The sequence below is a fragment of the Streptomyces sp. NPDC002580 genome (assembly GCF_042889485.1).
Classification (GTDB): Bacteria; Actinomycetota; Actinomycetes; order Streptomycetales; family Streptomycetaceae; genus Streptomyces.
Genome location: NZ_JBIAQZ010000008.1, coordinates 1 through 14470, shown reverse-complemented (window position 1 = coordinate 14470; position 14470 = coordinate 1). Strand labels below are relative to the sequence as shown.

Below are 14470 nucleotides of genomic sequence, written 5' to 3'. Positions count from 1 at the left end.
CCCGGGGTCGCGGGTCAGGGCGGGGGGGGGGGCCCGCCCCCCCCCCCCCCCCGCCCGCCCCCCCGCGGGGCGGGGCCCCCCCCCGGCCCCCCCCGGGCCCCCCCCACGGCCCGGAACCACACGGTCTGGAGTTCCGGGCCGGCGGCGGATCAGCGGTCAGTCCCCGGATCGCTCCGGTGTCAGCAGCTCCCGGAGTTCGTCCAAGGCCTCCCGGAGCCGCTCGGCGAACGTCCGCATCTGGTCGGCGACCGCCAGCGGCGTGCTCAGGTAGAGGTTGAACCGGTCGGGAAGCAGCACATAGGCGACACCGATGCACTGGCTGCTGGTCGACCCGAAGCCGAAGTACTGGATGTTGACGGACGGCGCGGAACTCGTGCTCAAGTAGTCGTCCCGCATGGTCGACCAGCCCGGCGTCCGGTACAGCGCGGGCTGCTCGGTCACCCCGAGCTCGGCCCCCCGCCGACGCTGGATCAGCTCCAGTTCCCACAGGTGCTGTTCCGGCGCCTGCCCGGCCTGGCACGCCTTCGCCCGCGCCACATGGGCCTCCGTGGCTGCCCGGAACGCGGCGCGCCGGGCGTCCGCGTCCGCTGCCGGGTCCTCCATCGCCGCTACGAAAGCCACCATCTCGGTGGTGACCACGCGCATCGCCTCGGTCCGACCGTGCCGGTACTGCCGGGTCGCGATCGACTCGTACGTGGCACCCAGGTGGCCCTTGGCGCGCTGGTGGGCCAGCTGGTAGGCGGCCTGGACGAACGCGTCCGGCGAGACGCCCAACGCCTTCGCCGTGCCGGTGCCGAAGTCCGCGAACGACAAGGTGCTGGTCGCGGTGTTCTCCCCGTACGCCGCGAACGCGTCGGCGGCGGAGCGCGCCTGCTCCCGCAGCGCCTCGTCCAGCTCGAACACGATCGGCTCCAGCGCCGGCAGTCCCTGGGAGCGGGCTCCGGACCGCCGGGAGTGCTCCTCGGCCGAGCTGCTGAGCAGCGCGTCGGTGAAGGTGAGGATCGTGGTCCCGTCCAACTCGCAGTGCTCGACGTTGATCCCCGCCCGTCCGTCGGCGAAGACGACGAAGGACACCGCCTTGTCGAACCACCGGTTGCCGCGGTCGCCGTACAGCAGCTGGTCACAGGCGTCCTGGACGTCCGCGGGGGCGAAGTCCTCCAGCGCGACGCAGAACAGCGCCGTCTCGACTTCGTCGAGGGCCTCGGCGTTGCCGGGATGGCAGGCGAGCAGGGACTCCCGGGCGGCCGCCCACTCCGCGCGGGCCATCGTGGTGAGGTGACCCACCGAGACGTCCGTGGCGGGCGGGTCGGCCTTCATCACCGCGTGCAGCCCCGCCTCGATGGCATCCAGGCTGTACGGGACACCGTCGGGCCCCAGCACGTCCAGCCGGAACATGCCGCCCCGGAAGAACACCACGACGTGCCGGGCCTCGGACGGGCCGGGCCACTCGTCGGTGTAGGGGGCGCGGACGGTGTCTTGCGGCACGCCGGGGATGCGCGTGGTGGAGAACAGGAACTTGTTCTGCACCATCGACTGGGGCGCTCCGCGCTGCACCACCGGTGGAATCAGCCCCTGATCGAGCCGGCGCTTGTAGTCGAGGGCTCCGGCGACGAGCCCCGCCGCGCGCTCCACCTGCGTCTGGTCGGAGTCCCGGAACAGGAAGAAGAAGTTGGCGTTGAGCGCGATCCGGTCCCGGCGGCCCAGGTATCGGTACGGCCAGAAGGTGTCGGGCCAGCTGTGCACGCCCTCCGTGGCGTCGTACTCCTCCAGCGCGGCATGCAGCACCCGGCCGGGGCCACCGGGCCGGAGGAAGGCGGCGACCTCCGCCTCGGTCGCCGCCCGCTCCTCGGCGGTCAACAGCGGCGTGCACCAGGCGAGGAACCTCTCACAGCTCGCGTCCAGCGTCGGCAGCGGCACGCGTGGAAGGCTGCCCTCCTGGGCGAACGTGGCATTGCCTGACCCATCCTGACTGGTCTTCAACTCTGTTCTCGATTCGCATCGTTGGTACCTGTGATGTCGTACGGCCGGGAAATGTAGAGCTGTGCGTACAGCCAGCCTTCCGTCTCCAGGCCCTGTGGATCCACTCCCGCGGCCGACAGATTGTCGAGCACGAGCGACTGCTCCTGCGAGGAGGCGAACCGCCGCTGTCTGAACACCTCGTCGACACGGACCGTCCGGTAGCCGAGCCCCGCCAACGCGCGCTCGACGGAGTCGAACGGGAACATCCGCAGAACGAAGTGCGCCATCCAGGGCCGGCGGACGCCCTGCGCCCGGACGACTCGCGTCAGCGTCCGCTCGGTGACGTAGCCGACGCAGCCCGTCGAGATCACCAGGTCCGTACCCGAGAGCTGGACGAGCTGTCGCGGTGTGGGCTCGTGCTTCTCCAGGTCGGCGTGCACCACGTCGTCGAGGAACCCGGCCTCGAGGGCGTAGGACAGTGCGCCGGCGGACGTGTCGAGGCCGGCGAAGCGGATCGCCTGCGGGGGTTGGCGTGACCGGGCCAGCTCCCGGTCACGCGCCAGCAGGGTCTCGCGGCTCTCACCCGCGCGGAGGTCGTCGTCGTAGCGCGCGTACAGCTCGTCCATGGTCGCGTCGTACTTCAGCAGGGCGGCGTTGATTCCGTACGAGCAGCCGATGTCCAGCACCTTCGGTGCCGCGACATCCTGGGACTCCCGGTACTCCGTGATGAGTTTGGCGAAATATGGCTTGGCCTGCTGCGGAACGCCGTAGTCGAGCGGGCGCAGCACGGTGAAGTAGGTTCGCGGATCGGGCTGGTCGTAGATGTGGTCGAGGGAGACTTTTCCGGTCGTGTCGAAACGCACAGGGCTTACTCCTCCGGGGAACGCGCAGGATGAAACGGCCGACGGCGACTACGCGGGCTCTCGGCTAGTCCAGGAGCCGGTCGCCGCGGACCGCCCGGCCCTCGGCCGCGAGGTGCTCGGGCAGCACCCGACCGAAGAGCTGCCGGGTCCGTTCCACGCTCCCGATGACGCCGGGGCGCTCGCTGTAGGCGAATATCGCGGAGTGACGCGCGACCTCACCGCGCACCGGGCTCACTCGGTGCAGCGAGTAGCGCCCCTTGAACAACTGCAGGTCGCCAGGTTGCAGGGGAAGATGTCGGGTCAACCGCTCGCCCCGGCCGTCCACGACGTCCCGGACGTCGTCGAAATTCTCGTTCTGCGGGGTCCGTATGTTCGGGCAGTACTCGAAGACCCCACCGTCCTGGGCCTGTTGGGTGAGCATGCTCACGGTGAACTCGTTGGTGTCGAAGTGCCAGGGGTGCTCCAGGCCCGGCGCGATGACGTTGAGCACCAGCCCGGAGAGCGGGTCCGCCAGCTCGTGCAGCTCCGGCAGCTCGAAGCAGTGGGCGATGAACTGCCGGAACACCACGTCGGAGTAGAGCCGGGCGATGAGGGAGTCCGCGGGGACGCGGTCCCGCGCGACGAACGCGTTACCCCGCTCGAAGGTCTTCCGGCCAGGATGGTCCTCCGGCAGCGCCGAGTCCACCGCGATGTTGTAGACGTTCACCGTCTCGACGTCGTGGTGCGCCCGGGGGGCCATGTCCGAGCACTCCTGCCGCAGCACATCGCGCAGGGACGGGCGGACGAAGTCCGGCAGCACGGTGCAGCCGAGGGTCGACAGGTCGTGCCGGGCACGGGAGACCACGGCCTGTCCCCGGGGGCTCGCGACGTCCGAGAGGGGATAGCGAGCGGTGTCGACCACCTGATCAAGCGTCAGGTCTTCCAATGAGCGCATTCGATCCTTTCCGCATGCGGGCCGCCCCTCTCGTCGGTTCCATGGCCGGCCCGCGATTCCGTCACTTCTGTACACGCGGGACGAGCGACACAAGCCGTGCGGTGGGTCGGACCTCGCTCTCGGCTTCATCAGTAACTCAGCTGGTAGGAAGGGCCCTTGAAGTTCCCATAGTGGCGCCATGTTGTCTGTGACCTGTCACACTGCCCAACTGTGAGCTCGGGCAGGCCTGCCGCGTGCGAGCAACTGTCCGCGGCCGACCGGTTCGGGACTGTTCACCGCGCGGTCGGTGGAGCCCGGCGCCCCGCTGGTCGTGGTGGGGGAGAGGGGCGGGGCGGGCCTGCGGCTCCCGGGCGTCATCACCGCCTCCCACTCACTGGAAGACGGAGCGTGGTCGTCTTCGCCCGACGCGTCGCCCGGCTCGCCGACGGCACAGCCGTCACCGACCCCGACGGCACGACGGTCGTCTGCTCCGTCACCGGCGAGCTCTTCTCCGCCTCCTCCAACGACCTCCTCGGCCGGTTCGACTACTCCGGCGGCCCCGACACGGTCGTCATCGACCTGACCGCGGCCCACATCCGGGACGCCTCATCGGTCGCGGCCCTCGACGCCGTCGAGACCCAGTACAGGCAGCGCGGCAAGACCGTCGAGATCATCGGCCTCGACGATCGCAGCGCCCTTCCGCACGGCAGGCTCAGCGGCGAACTGAAGGCCGGCCACTGACCATGACCTCAGCCGGTCCACCGGGAGCCCGGTCGACGGCCGCCGAGCTCGGGCCCGATCGTCCTCGCCGAGGCCGGCGATCGGGCCCGTTCCGCTCCGGGCGCACAGCTGAGAGCCCGGTGTCGTCGCCCTGCTCGGTGCCGGGCTTCTCGTCGCCGTCATGACGCCGCTCATCGACGGTGGGCGTGGCGGCGCGGGAAGCGAGGGGGCGGGCCTGTGCCCGCCCCCTCACGGCTGTCAGGCGGACGGGTTGACCACTACCTCGGCCGAGTTGTTCGTGAGGTCCGGGTCGAAGGCCAGGGGCGCGCTCGCGGAGTAGGAGCGTGCGACGACGCGACCCGTCGCGTCAGGGACGACCCGGTCGATGCGCAGCGCGAACGGGAAACCGACGTCCAGGTCGGGAGTGGTCCACGTCGGCAGGGTGCAGGCGTAGTGGACGACGTCCGGGGCGTCGCCGGGCGCTTTGGTGGTGCGGCAGGTGCGGGGTACGGACGTGGCGGTGGTGCCTTCCGGGAGGTAGAAGTCGATCGCGACGAGCGGGTCGCCGGAGGTGAGGTCGGCGACCCAGGCCGGACCGTTGTTGACGAAGCGGAAGGCGGTGGTGACGGTGTCGCCGACGCCGCCGCTCACCTCGGTGCCCTTCATGGCGAAGTCGGCGGTGTTGTCGGCGTCGATGTGCCAGGTGAGGTTGTCGTCCGAGCTGTCGAGGTCGACGACGGTCTCGTCCGCGGGCTGGACGCCGTACTCGAACCGTTCGTGCAGCGCGTGGCCGGTGACGGTGAGCCGCAACGGCTCCGGCAGCTCCACGGTGGCGCCGGGCGGGACGTCGGTGTCGAAGGAGCAGGCCACGTGCGTGAACCCGCCGCTGCCCGGTGCGGTGGAGGTGCACTGCGGGTAGCGGGTGGTGACGTCGAGGCCGTACGACACCCACATCGACACCTTGAAACCGTGAGCGGTCTCGTTGCCGGTGTTGGTGACGGAGGACGGCACGGTCAGGGTGCTGCCGGGCGCGACGCCGGTGACGTCCTGAGGAGGGCTGACACCGAGGTCCGTGCCGGACCCGACCGTGAGAAGGGTCCGCGCGGAACCGCTCGGGGCGACGAGCGTGCCGTCGGGGCCGGCGGCCTCGGCGGAGTACTCGATCGCGCCCTGGGCCCCCACGGCGGCTTCGGCGGCGGCCCGCACCTTGAGGTGCACCGTCGGGGTGTATCGGTTGGGTACGTTCCCGGTGTCGCACACGGCGACGGTGCCGGCCTCGTCCGGTGCGCAGTTGTCGGGCCAGGCCACCTCGGCGACCCCGGCCAGCCCCGTGACGTCGACGGTCAGCCGACCGTCGGTCACGACGGTCTCGTGGTTCTCGTGGGTCAGACCGATGTCCACCGGCCGGTACCGGGTCTCACCGCCTTCGGGAGCGACGGTGACCACCGCACTCTCGGGTGCCCCGATCGCCAGGCCGTCGCTCTGTGCCGCACCGCCCGCGAAGGCGGCCCCGCTCCCGAGCCCGGTGAGGACCAACGCCCCCACGGTTCCGCTGCATAAACCGCGACGCAGTACACGTACGACGGAGAGAGAACTCATTGCATCTCCAAGATGGGTAGAGGTGACCCGGTGGCGAAAGTGATCACTGCCGGACGGGAGTTCGACTCCGTGCCGAGGCAGAAGGTTGTAGACGGGAAGCGGGTGACCCGTGGTTCCCTCCGCCTTCTCGATCAGCCTCCGCGCCGTCTCCGGGCGCAGCCGTTTCCGGTTCCCGGATCACCCGTCGAGACCGCTGGGGCCTTCCCCGACAAGTCCCCTGGATCCGGCCGCTGGTCGGTGTCTCGGTCGGCGTCGGGCAGACCGTGAGCGGCAAAGAGACGCCCTGTGTTTCAGAGACTCTCGGGAACCGTCTGCCGGTATCGTCACGAGCACCATGGGAACTGACACGAACGACTCGTGGCTCGCCCGGGCCCTCGCCCGGCCGATGCCTGAGGACCGTACGGCGGGCCGGATCCTCGACGCGGCGCTGGAACAGTTCACCCTCCTGGGGCTGCGCCGATCGTCCGTGGACGATGTCGCCAAGCGGGCCGGTGTCTCACGGGTCACCGTCTACCGCCGGTTCCAGACCAAGGACAAGCTGGTCCAGGACACGCTGCTGCGCGAACTAAGCCGGTTCTTGCAGCAGTTGGACTCTGTGGTGGCCGAGCTGCCCACCATGAACGAGCGGGTCGTCGAGGGTTTCGTGGTCGCCCTTCGCCACACGCGCGCCCATCCCCTCTTCGGGGGTCTGCTGCGCCTCGAACCCGAGGTGGTGCTGCCCTACCTGACCGTGCGGGGCAGCTCGTCGCTCGCCGCCACGGTGGAGTACCTGACGGCCCATCTGCGCCGCGCGCAACAAGTCGAGGGCCGTCCCGACGACGACCCGCGTCCGGTCGCCGAGCTGATGGTGCGGGTCGCCGTGTCCTTCCTGCTCAACCCGGCCGGCTGCATCGAGATGGACGACGAGGACCAGGCCCGGGCCTTCGCCCGCCGCTATCTGGCCCCGCTGCTGGACGCCTGACCGTCCGTCGGCCGTTCAGCGGCGCCGGTGCAGTGCCCGGGCAAGCCGTACCGCGCGCTCCCGTGTGGCGGCCGGAATCCCGAAGGAGGTCAGCGTGATCGGCGGGGTGAAGCGCTGCACCGTCATCGACTGCACGGAGGTGAAGGCGCGCAGCCCTTCCTCGCCGTGGATCCGTCCGAATCCGGAGTCCTGCGAACCGCCGAACGGCAGCGCCGGCACCGCGGCGAAGCCCAGCACCGAGTTCACCGACACCACCCCGGCGCGCAGTCGTGCCGCGATCGCCGCACCGGTGCGTCCGCTGCGGCAGAACACCGCGGCCCCCAGGGCGTAGCGTGAGGCGTTGGCCCGCTCCACCGCTTCGTCCACGTCGGCCACCTGGTTGATCGTCACGATGGGCCCGAAGGTCTCCTCCGCCATCACTGCCGTGTCCTCCGGAACGCCGGTCAGCACGACCGGGGCGACGTACGGGGCGCGAACCGACTCGGGCCCGCCCAGCAGGACCCGCGCGCCCGCCGACACCGCGTCGGTCACATGCCGTTCGACGATCGCGACCTGGCCCGGCAGGGTCATCGGGCCGTAGGGGGCATCCGCCTCGGCACCGGGGCGCAGTCCCTCGGCCCGCTCGACCACTCTCTCGCACAGTGCCGCGTGGATCTCGCGCACGGCGTAGACGCGTTCCACCCCGGCGCAGGTCTGTCCGGCGTTGCTCAGCGCTCCCCACACGATCGCGTCGGCGGCCGCTTGGAGGTCCGCGTCCGCGGTGACGATCACCGCGTCCTTCCCGCCGCATTCGGCGAGGAACGGTGTGAGTGTCTCGGCGCACACCGCCATCACCTTGCGGGCCGTCCCCGGCGACCCGGTGAACGCCAGTTTGTCGACCCCGGACCGGGCCAGGGCGTCCCCGGTGGAGGCCGCGCCGGTGACAGTGCTGAACAGCCCCGCGTGTCCGGGCACGGCGGCATCGAAGAGTTCGGCCAGCAGGACCCCGGTGCCCGGGGTCAGCTCGGACGGCTTGAACACCACGGCGTTCCCCGCGGCCAAGGCGTAACCGATCGAGCCCATCGGGGTGTACAGGGGGTAGTTCCAGGGGCCGATCACACCGACCACGCCCACCGGCCGGTGCACCAGCGAGGCCCGCTGGTGGACGGCGAACAGTCCGGTGCCCACCTTCCGGCGGCGCAGTACGCGGTCGGCGTTGCGGGCGGCCCAGCCCAGGTGCTCCAGCGTGAGGACGACCTCCAGCGCGGCGTCACCGGCCGGCTTGCCGGTCTCCTCGGCGATGGTGCGGGCCACGGCGTCCAGCTCGGTGGCGAGGGCCTTCTTCCAGCGCAGCAGGTGGTCACGACGCCGGGACGCGGGCAGTGCCGCCCACCCGGCCTGAGCGGTCCGGGCGCGGGCCACGGCGCGGGAGACCTCTTCCGGCCCGTTCACCGGGTGCGAGGCGATCGGCTTGCCCGTCGCGGGGGAGTACGTCGTGAAGGTCGCGGCACCCGATGCGGCGGCCGGGGCGGTGTCGGTCATCCGCCGGCGGTCGTGTGGGCGGTACGGGATTCCATAGGGAGCACCCCTCGTGAGTCGATGATACTGAAACTATTGAGTTGTTTCATCGGGCGTCAATACTCCTGACGCTGAAGGGACATGGGCTGCCGACGGGTCCCTCCGGCTTTGCCCACGGCCTCAACCTGCAAGCGGGGCAAGTGACATGGCGGGGTTATCGGCCAAGGTCGCCGACGTTCGCCGGTGGTGCCCCTTGTGGTTGGTGACCCTTGTGGTGTGCCGCGACCGGGCGGGACTCCAAAGGGTGTGGCGCCGAACCGAAGTTGCGGCGGGGTGGCCGCGAGCGTCGGGGGCCACCCCGCGCGCCGTCGACCTCCACCCCGGGCGGAGCAGGTTTCCGGCGGCGTCGCCCAACTGGGCTTCTCGGCATGAGGGTTGGCCGCACTTTCCGCCCCGCCGCTTCCTCGTCGAGGATCGGTCCGTGCGCCTTGACTGGTACAGACCAATGCGGTTGAGTGTGCGTCACACCCCCCACCACGGTCGACCCCGCGCCCCGTCCGGTTCCCCCGGCATGCGCACAGGCTCGCCCTGTCCCGGCTGCGCCGGGTACGACCGTTCTCCGTCGAGGAGTTGATTCCGTGTCGAGGCGTCGTATTGCCGCGGTCGTGACCGCGCTCGCCCTCTCCACCGCCGTACCGGTACTCGTGCCAGCCGCCAGCGCGTCGGCCGCCACCTGCGCGAGCTACCCGAACTGGGTTGCCGGCAAGGCGTATGCCACCGGCGCCGTCGTCCGCTACACGGACGGCAAGGCGTACATCGCCGAGCACGACAACCCGGGCTACGACCCGGTCATCAGCACCTGGTACTGGGAGCCTTACGGCTGCGACAGCGGCACGCCCTCGGGCGGCACCTGTGCCGGCCACCCGAACTGGGTGGCCGGCCGGACGTACGTCACCGGTGACATCGTGCGCTACACGGACGGCAAGGCGTACATAGCCGAGCACGACAACCCGGGCTACGACCCCGTCGTCAGCACCTGGTACTGGGAGCCGTACAACTGCGACGGCGGCAGCACCACGCCCGTCGGCAACTTCGTCGTCTCCGAGGCCCAGTTCAACCAGATGTTCCCGAACCGCAACGGCTTCTACACCTACAGCGGGCTCGTCGCGGCGCTCAGCGCCTACCCCGGCTTCGCCACGACCGGCGGTGACCAGACCAAGAAGCAGGAAGCGGCCGCCTTCCTCGCCAACGTCAACCACGAGACGGGCGGACTGGTTCACGTCGTCGAGCAGAACACCGCCAACTATTCGCACTACTGCGACTGGGGCCAGCCGTACGGCTGCCCGGCCGGACAGTCCGCCTACTACGGGCGTGGTCCGATCCAGCTCAGCTGGAACTTCAACTACAAGGCCGCGGGCGACGCGCTCGGCATCGACCTGCTCAACAACCCGTCGCTCGTGCAGACCGACGCCGCCGTGGCGTGGAAGACGGCCCTCTGGTACTGGAACACGCAGTCCGGTCCCGGCTCCATGACCCCGCACAATGCCATGGTCAACGGCGCGGGCTTCGGCCAGACGATCCGTTCCATCAACGGCTCCCTCGAATGCGACGGCAAGAACCCGGCGCAGGTGCAGAGCCGGGTCAACGCCTACCAGCAGTTCACGCAGATCCTGGGTGTGTCGGCGGGCGCCAACCTGTCCTGCTGATGAGGTGCCCGGGCTCACGCGTACCGTTCCCGGATCCTCGGAAGGGGGCACCGCGCGGACACCCGGACACCTGACGGACGCGGCCGTGGGCCGCATCGGCTTCGGCGCGATGCGGCCCACGGCCGACGTCTTCCCCCAGCGGCACGACGAGGACCGTGGGCCATCCGCAGCGTCGGTACCCATGGGGCCGGACACCTCATCGGTCCGAGAAACATCAGCGGGGCGCGCGTGCGCTGCGGGGCGTGGGGTCCGTCGCATGTCAGGCGGAGACCCTCCGTGCTCGCGTCGGACGGAGCCGACGGCCGGGGTATCCGGAATGCGAACGCGCGTGACTGAATAGCGCTCTTGACGGTATGTCAGTCCCACCTTCACCATCCAGTCACCCCATTCACCGTGGAATCTGCGGACACCCCACGCACCCCTCGTGGGAACTCCCTCGGATTCCCTGGAATTCGGAGCTCCCCCACATGAAGTTCTCCATTCCTGGGCGTGCCTCGGCGACCGCTGTCGTCACGGCCGCCGCGCTGCTCACCGGTGGTTCCATAGCCGGGGCGGCCCCCGCCCCCGTGGCAGCGGCCGCCGCACCCGACATCCCCGTGGCCAACGTCAAGGCCCACCTCGCCCAACTCCAGTCCATCGCCACCGCCAACGGCGGCAACCGCGCGCACGGTCGCGCCGGTTACAAGGCGTCCCTCGACTACGTCAAGGCCAAGCTGGACGCGGCCGGGTTCACCACGACCGTCCAGCAGTTCACCTCCGGCGGCCGCACCGGCTACAACCTGATCGCCGACCGACCCGGCGGCGACACCGGCCAGGTCGTCATGGCCGGCTCCCATCTGGACAGCGTGACCGCGGGCGCGGGGATCAACGACAACGGTTCCGGCTCGGCGGCCGTGCTGGAGACGGCACTGGCCGTGGCCCGGTCCAACTACCAGCCCACCAAGCACCTCCGGTTCGCCTGGTGGGGCGCGGAGGAGTTGGGCATGGTGGGCTCGCGCTACTACGTCAACAGCCTCACGACCGCGAACCGTTCGAAGATCAGCGGATACCTGAACTTCGACATGATCGGCTCGCCGAACCCCGGGTACTTCGTCTATGACGACGACCCGGCCATCGAGAAGACCTTCAAGACGTACTTCACCGGGATCGGCGTCTCCACGGAGATCGAGACCGAGGGCGACGGACGCTCGGACCACGCGCCGTTCAAGAACGCCGGCATCCCCGTCGGCGGCCTGTTCAGCGGCGCCGACTACATCAAGACGGCCGCGCAGGCCGCCAAGTGGGGCGGCACCGCGGGCAAGGCCTTCGACGCCTGCTACCACTCCTCGTGCGACACGTCGTCGAACATCAACGACACGGCGCTGAACCGGAACGCGGACGCGCTCGCGTACGCGGTGTGGGGGCTGTCGGCGTAAGAGTGCTCCCGGCAGGTCATCCGTGGGGTGGACCGTCGGTCCTGGCCGGTCCGCCCACGCGGGTGGGCGTCGGCGGACCCGTACCCGCATTCAGCGGGGCGGGTCCGCGGCGCTCCGCCGCACAGGTTCCGGCGGGGCGACCCGTCAACCCGCTCGGGCCACGAGGCTCGGCGCCACCGTCGGCCCGACAGCCGGTAAGGGCGAGACCGGGCAGCGAGCGGCTCGGACACCAGAGGGGCGGACGCCCGCCTGGTACGACCCGTGAGCAGTCCACCGGCCGCGCACGGTCGCCCCTGGACTTCGCGGGCACCTGCCCGTGCCGGCCGTAGTCCTGGGGCGAACCTTGATGAGAGCGTGGCCGCCCGGCCGGGCCGAGCCGAGCAAAACGCAACCCGGGGCTTCGTCACCAGGAAGTCCCGGGATGCCGGCCGGTCGCCCGCGGGTTCCGGGCCCGCTTCGGGAGGGCCCGGATGCCACCCGGCCCCGTCACCGCCCCGCCTCACCGAGCGGCCCCGCGCTGTGCGGCCCTCCCGGCACGAACGTGTTCGTTACGATCGCCGGATGAACGCGCGAAGAGAACGGGCGAGTGAGCCGTCGAGCCGCCGGGAGCGGCCGTCCAAGCCTGCCCTGTCCCAGCGGTGGATCGTCGACGCCGCGGTCCGGATCATGCGGGCCGAGGGCCTGGAAAAGGTCACGATGCGCCGGCTGGCGCAGGAGCTGGACACCGGCCCCGCCTCGCTCTACGTCTACGTGGCCAACACCGCCGAACTGCACGCGGCCGTCCTGGACGCTCTGCTGGGCGAGGTCGACCTGGCGAGCGAGGAGACGGAGGGCGACTGGCGCGAACAGCTCGTGGCGGTGCTCACCTCCTACACCCTGATGCTGTTCCGCCACCCCCAGCTCGCCCGGTCGGCCCTGGTGGCCCGCCCCAGCGGCGAGAACTACCTCCGACTGGTCGACCGTCTCCTCATCCTCCTCGCGCGCAGCGGGGCCGACCGCGCACAGGTGGCCTGGGGAGTCGACAAGCTGCTCCAGGAGGCCACCGCCACGGCGGCCGAGCAGTCCACCCATGAGTACGACCCCACCGCCGGCGACGACTGGGACGCGCTCACGCGAGCCCTCGACGCCGTGGACGAGAAGACCCACCCCGGAATCAGCGCCCACATGCCCGACCTCATCTCCGGCTCCGCCGAGGCCCGGATGAGCTGGGCCTTCCAGTCCCTGATCAACGGCATCCTCGGTACGCCGGTGCCTCCGTCCAGCACCTGATTTTCGGGCCCCGCCCCAGCGAGCAGCCCGCAGGCTGTCCTACGCCTGGGGCGCGGCGACTCTCGAACGAACTTGTTCGTCACGAACATGTTCGCTACGGTGGAGAGGTCAGACGCGATCACGGGACTGCCCCGAGGGGTGACCCGCTCCGTGCCCGTTACGAACTCTCGGAGGAACTCATGAGCACGCACTTCCCCGTCGCGATCATCGGCGCCGGCCTCGGCGGTCTCACCGCCGCCCGCGTCCTGCACGTCAACGGCATCGAAGCGGCCGTCTTCGATCTGGAAGCATCCGCGGCGGCCCGTACTCAGGGCGGCATGCTCGACATCCACGAGGAGAACGGCCAGGAGGCCCTGCGTGCCGCAGGGCTCCATGACGGCTTCAGCAAGATCATTCACGAGGGGGGCGAGGCGATGCGCCTGGTGGGCCCCGACGGCACGGTCCACGTCGCCGAGGAGGACCAGGGCGGCCGGGGGCGTCCCGAGGTCGATCGGGGCGACCTGCGCGACCTTCTGCTCGACTCCCTCCCGCCGGGAATGATCCGCTGGGGTCACAAGGCTGTCGGTGCCCGTCCGCTCGGCGGCGGGCGCCACGAGGTGACCTTCACCGACGGCTCGACGATCACGACCGACCTCCTCGTCGGAGCCGACGGGGCATGGTCGCGGATCAGGCCGCTGCTCTCCGACGCGAGGCCCCGCTACACCGGCATCTCCTTCGTGGAGACGGACCTGTGGGACGCCAAGGTCCGCCACCCGCGCAGCGCGGCCGTCGTCGGCGGCGGATTCTTCATCTGCCTCGGCGACCGGCGCGGCTTCCTCGCGCACCGCGAGACCGACGGGAGCCTGCACGTCTATACCGCCTTGCGCGCCGATGAGGGCTGGCTCGACACCATCGACTTCAGCGACAGCGCCGCCGCGAAGGAAGCCGTCCTCACCTGCTTCGAGGGCTGGGACGAGGGTCTGCGCGGCCTCGTGGCCGACGCCGACGGAGTGCTGGTGCCGCGCCGCATCCACGCCCTGCCGGTCGGGCACCGTTGGGAGCGTGTGCCGGGGGTGACGCTGCTGGGTGACGCGGCGCACCTCATGTCCCCGTTCGCCGGCGAAGGCGCCAACCTGGCGATGCTCGACGGCGCCGAGCTCGGCCTGGCCGTCGCCGCGCACCCCGGCGACATCGAAGCCGCACTTGCGGCGTACGAGGAGGCGCTCTTCCCGCGCAGCGAGGCGTGTGCAGGGGAGTCCGCCCACAACCTGGAGGTGATGTTCGGTGAGGACGGCTTGCAGCGCATGACCGAGTTCTTCTCGAACGCTCCCGGCTCGGAGTGAGCACCACCCCGAGAGCAGAGGACGCCTCCCTGCCCGCGCCGGCCCGGCGCGGGCCACACGCCTTCAGCGCCGATTCGACCCCGTTGCACGTATGACCAGAAGAGCGTCGTGGTCGTGTCCCGCTCTCCTCCGTGGCGGCCCCGGGCCGGGTTTGACATGGCTCCTGCCCGTACGTAGTGTCCTGCGAGTTGTCCGACGTGAGCGTCGACTCCGGTCGGTCCCCGGGCAGCCATTCCGCACCACCAT

General features: G+C 70.6%; 10 protein-coding genes and 1 pseudogene. 6 read left to right on the top strand and 5 right to left on the bottom strand.

The genetic code is table 11. The features are described 5' to 3' along the window. Positions 1 to 156: 156 nt before the first annotated feature. The 3 genes from ACFYW7_RS23995 to ACFYW7_RS23985 all read right to left on the bottom strand — a co-directional run bounded on the left by ACFYW7_RS23995 (position 157) and on the right by ACFYW7_RS23985 (position 3756). Complete coding sequence (locus ACFYW7_RS23995) at positions 157 to 1917, bottom strand: choline/carnitine O-acyltransferase (RefSeq protein WP_389505632.1); 1761 nt, start codon at positions 1915 to 1917, stop codon at positions 157 to 159. Between the two features lie 59 nt (positions 1918 to 1976). Continuing rightward, the gene (locus ACFYW7_RS23990) at positions 1977 to 2822 is read right to left on the bottom strand and encodes a class I SAM-dependent methyltransferase (protein ID WP_389505630.1); all 846 of its coding nucleotides are present in this window, start codon (positions 2820 to 2822) and stop codon (positions 1977 to 1979) included. Positions 2823 to 2886: 64 nt separating this feature from the next. Beyond that, a complete protein-coding gene (locus ACFYW7_RS23985; RefSeq protein WP_389505628.1) occupies positions 2887 to 3756 on the bottom strand; it encodes an arpA protein in 870 nt (289 codons plus the stop codon). A 384-nt stretch (positions 3757 to 4140) separates the two neighbouring features. Between ACFYW7_RS23985 and ACFYW7_RS23980 the strand changes: the two are divergent. After that, positions 4141 to 4476: pseudogene (locus tag ACFYW7_RS23980) on the top strand (STAS domain-containing protein); the annotation flags it as partial. Between the two features lie 237 nt (positions 4477 to 4713). On the opposite strand, the gene ACFYW7_RS23975 reads toward ACFYW7_RS23980, so the two are convergent. Then, on the bottom strand, positions 4714 to 6000 hold the full coding sequence (locus tag ACFYW7_RS23975; RefSeq protein WP_389505626.1) for a hypothetical protein: 1287 nt from the start codon (positions 5998 to 6000) through the stop codon (positions 4714 to 4716). A 388-nt stretch (positions 6001 to 6388) separates the two neighbouring features. On the opposite strand from ACFYW7_RS23975, the gene ACFYW7_RS23970 reads away from it, so the two are divergent. Further along, positions 6389 to 7015, top strand: a complete 627-nt coding sequence (locus ACFYW7_RS23970; protein ID WP_389505623.1) for a TetR/AcrR family transcriptional regulator — start codon at positions 6389 to 6391, stop codon at positions 7013 to 7015. A 15-nt stretch (positions 7016 to 7030) separates the two neighbouring features. Here the strand turns inward: ACFYW7_RS23970 and ACFYW7_RS23965 are convergent, their stop codons facing one another. After that, complete coding sequence (locus tag ACFYW7_RS23965) at positions 7031 to 8536, bottom strand: aldehyde dehydrogenase family protein (RefSeq protein ID WP_389505620.1); 1506 nt, start codon at positions 8534 to 8536, stop codon at positions 7031 to 7033. Between the two features lie 614 nt (positions 8537 to 9150). Here ACFYW7_RS23965 and ACFYW7_RS23960 point away from each other — a divergent pair. The 4 genes from ACFYW7_RS23960 to ACFYW7_RS23945 all read left to right on the top strand — a co-directional run bounded on the left by ACFYW7_RS23960 (position 9151) and on the right by ACFYW7_RS23945 (position 14224). Continuing rightward, complete coding sequence (locus ACFYW7_RS23960; protein ID WP_389505618.1) at positions 9151 to 10218, top strand: glycoside hydrolase family 19 protein; 1068 nt, start codon at positions 9151 to 9153, stop codon at positions 10216 to 10218. A gap of 467 nt (positions 10219 to 10685) precedes the next feature. After that, positions 10686 to 11633, top strand: coding sequence for a M28 family metallopeptidase (locus ACFYW7_RS23955; RefSeq protein WP_389505616.1), 948 nt, complete (start codon positions 10686 to 10688; stop codon positions 11631 to 11633). Positions 11634 to 12194: 561 nt separating this feature from the next. Then, positions 12195 to 12902 carry a TetR/AcrR family transcriptional regulator gene (locus tag ACFYW7_RS23950; RefSeq protein WP_389505614.1) on the top strand — a complete coding sequence of 236 codons (708 nt, stop codon included), beginning with the start codon at positions 12195 to 12197 and terminating at the stop codon, positions 12900 to 12902. A 179-nt stretch (positions 12903 to 13081) separates the two neighbouring features. Continuing rightward, a complete protein-coding gene (locus ACFYW7_RS23945) occupies positions 13082 to 14224 on the top strand; it encodes an FAD-dependent oxidoreductase (RefSeq protein WP_389505612.1) in 1143 nt (380 codons plus the stop codon). The last annotated feature ends 246 nt before the right edge of the window (positions 14225 to 14470 follow it).

Bases quoted from the DNA above. Each gene is read 5' to 3' on its own strand.
- ACFYW7_RS23985 (WP_389505628.1), bottom strand. From the start codon at position 3,756: ATGCGCTCATTGGAAGACCTGACGCTTGATCAGGTGGTCGACACCGCT.
- ACFYW7_RS23955 (WP_389505616.1), top strand. From the start codon at position 10,686: ATGAAGTTCTCCATTCCTGGGCGTGCCTCGGCGACCGCTGTCGTCACG.
- ACFYW7_RS23950 (WP_389505614.1), top strand. From the start codon at position 12,195: ATGAACGCGCGAAGAGAACGGGCGAGTGAGCCGTCGAGCCGCCGGGAG.
- ACFYW7_RS23965 (WP_389505620.1), bottom strand. From the start codon at position 8,536: ATGACCGACACCGCCCCGGCCGCCGCATCGGGTGCCGCGACCTTCACG.
- ACFYW7_RS23945 (WP_389505612.1), top strand. From the start codon at position 13,082: ATGAGCACGCACTTCCCCGTCGCGATCATCGGCGCCGGCCTCGGCGGT.
- ACFYW7_RS23970 (WP_389505623.1), top strand. From the start codon at position 6,389: ATGGGAACTGACACGAACGACTCGTGGCTCGCCCGGGCCCTCGCCCGG.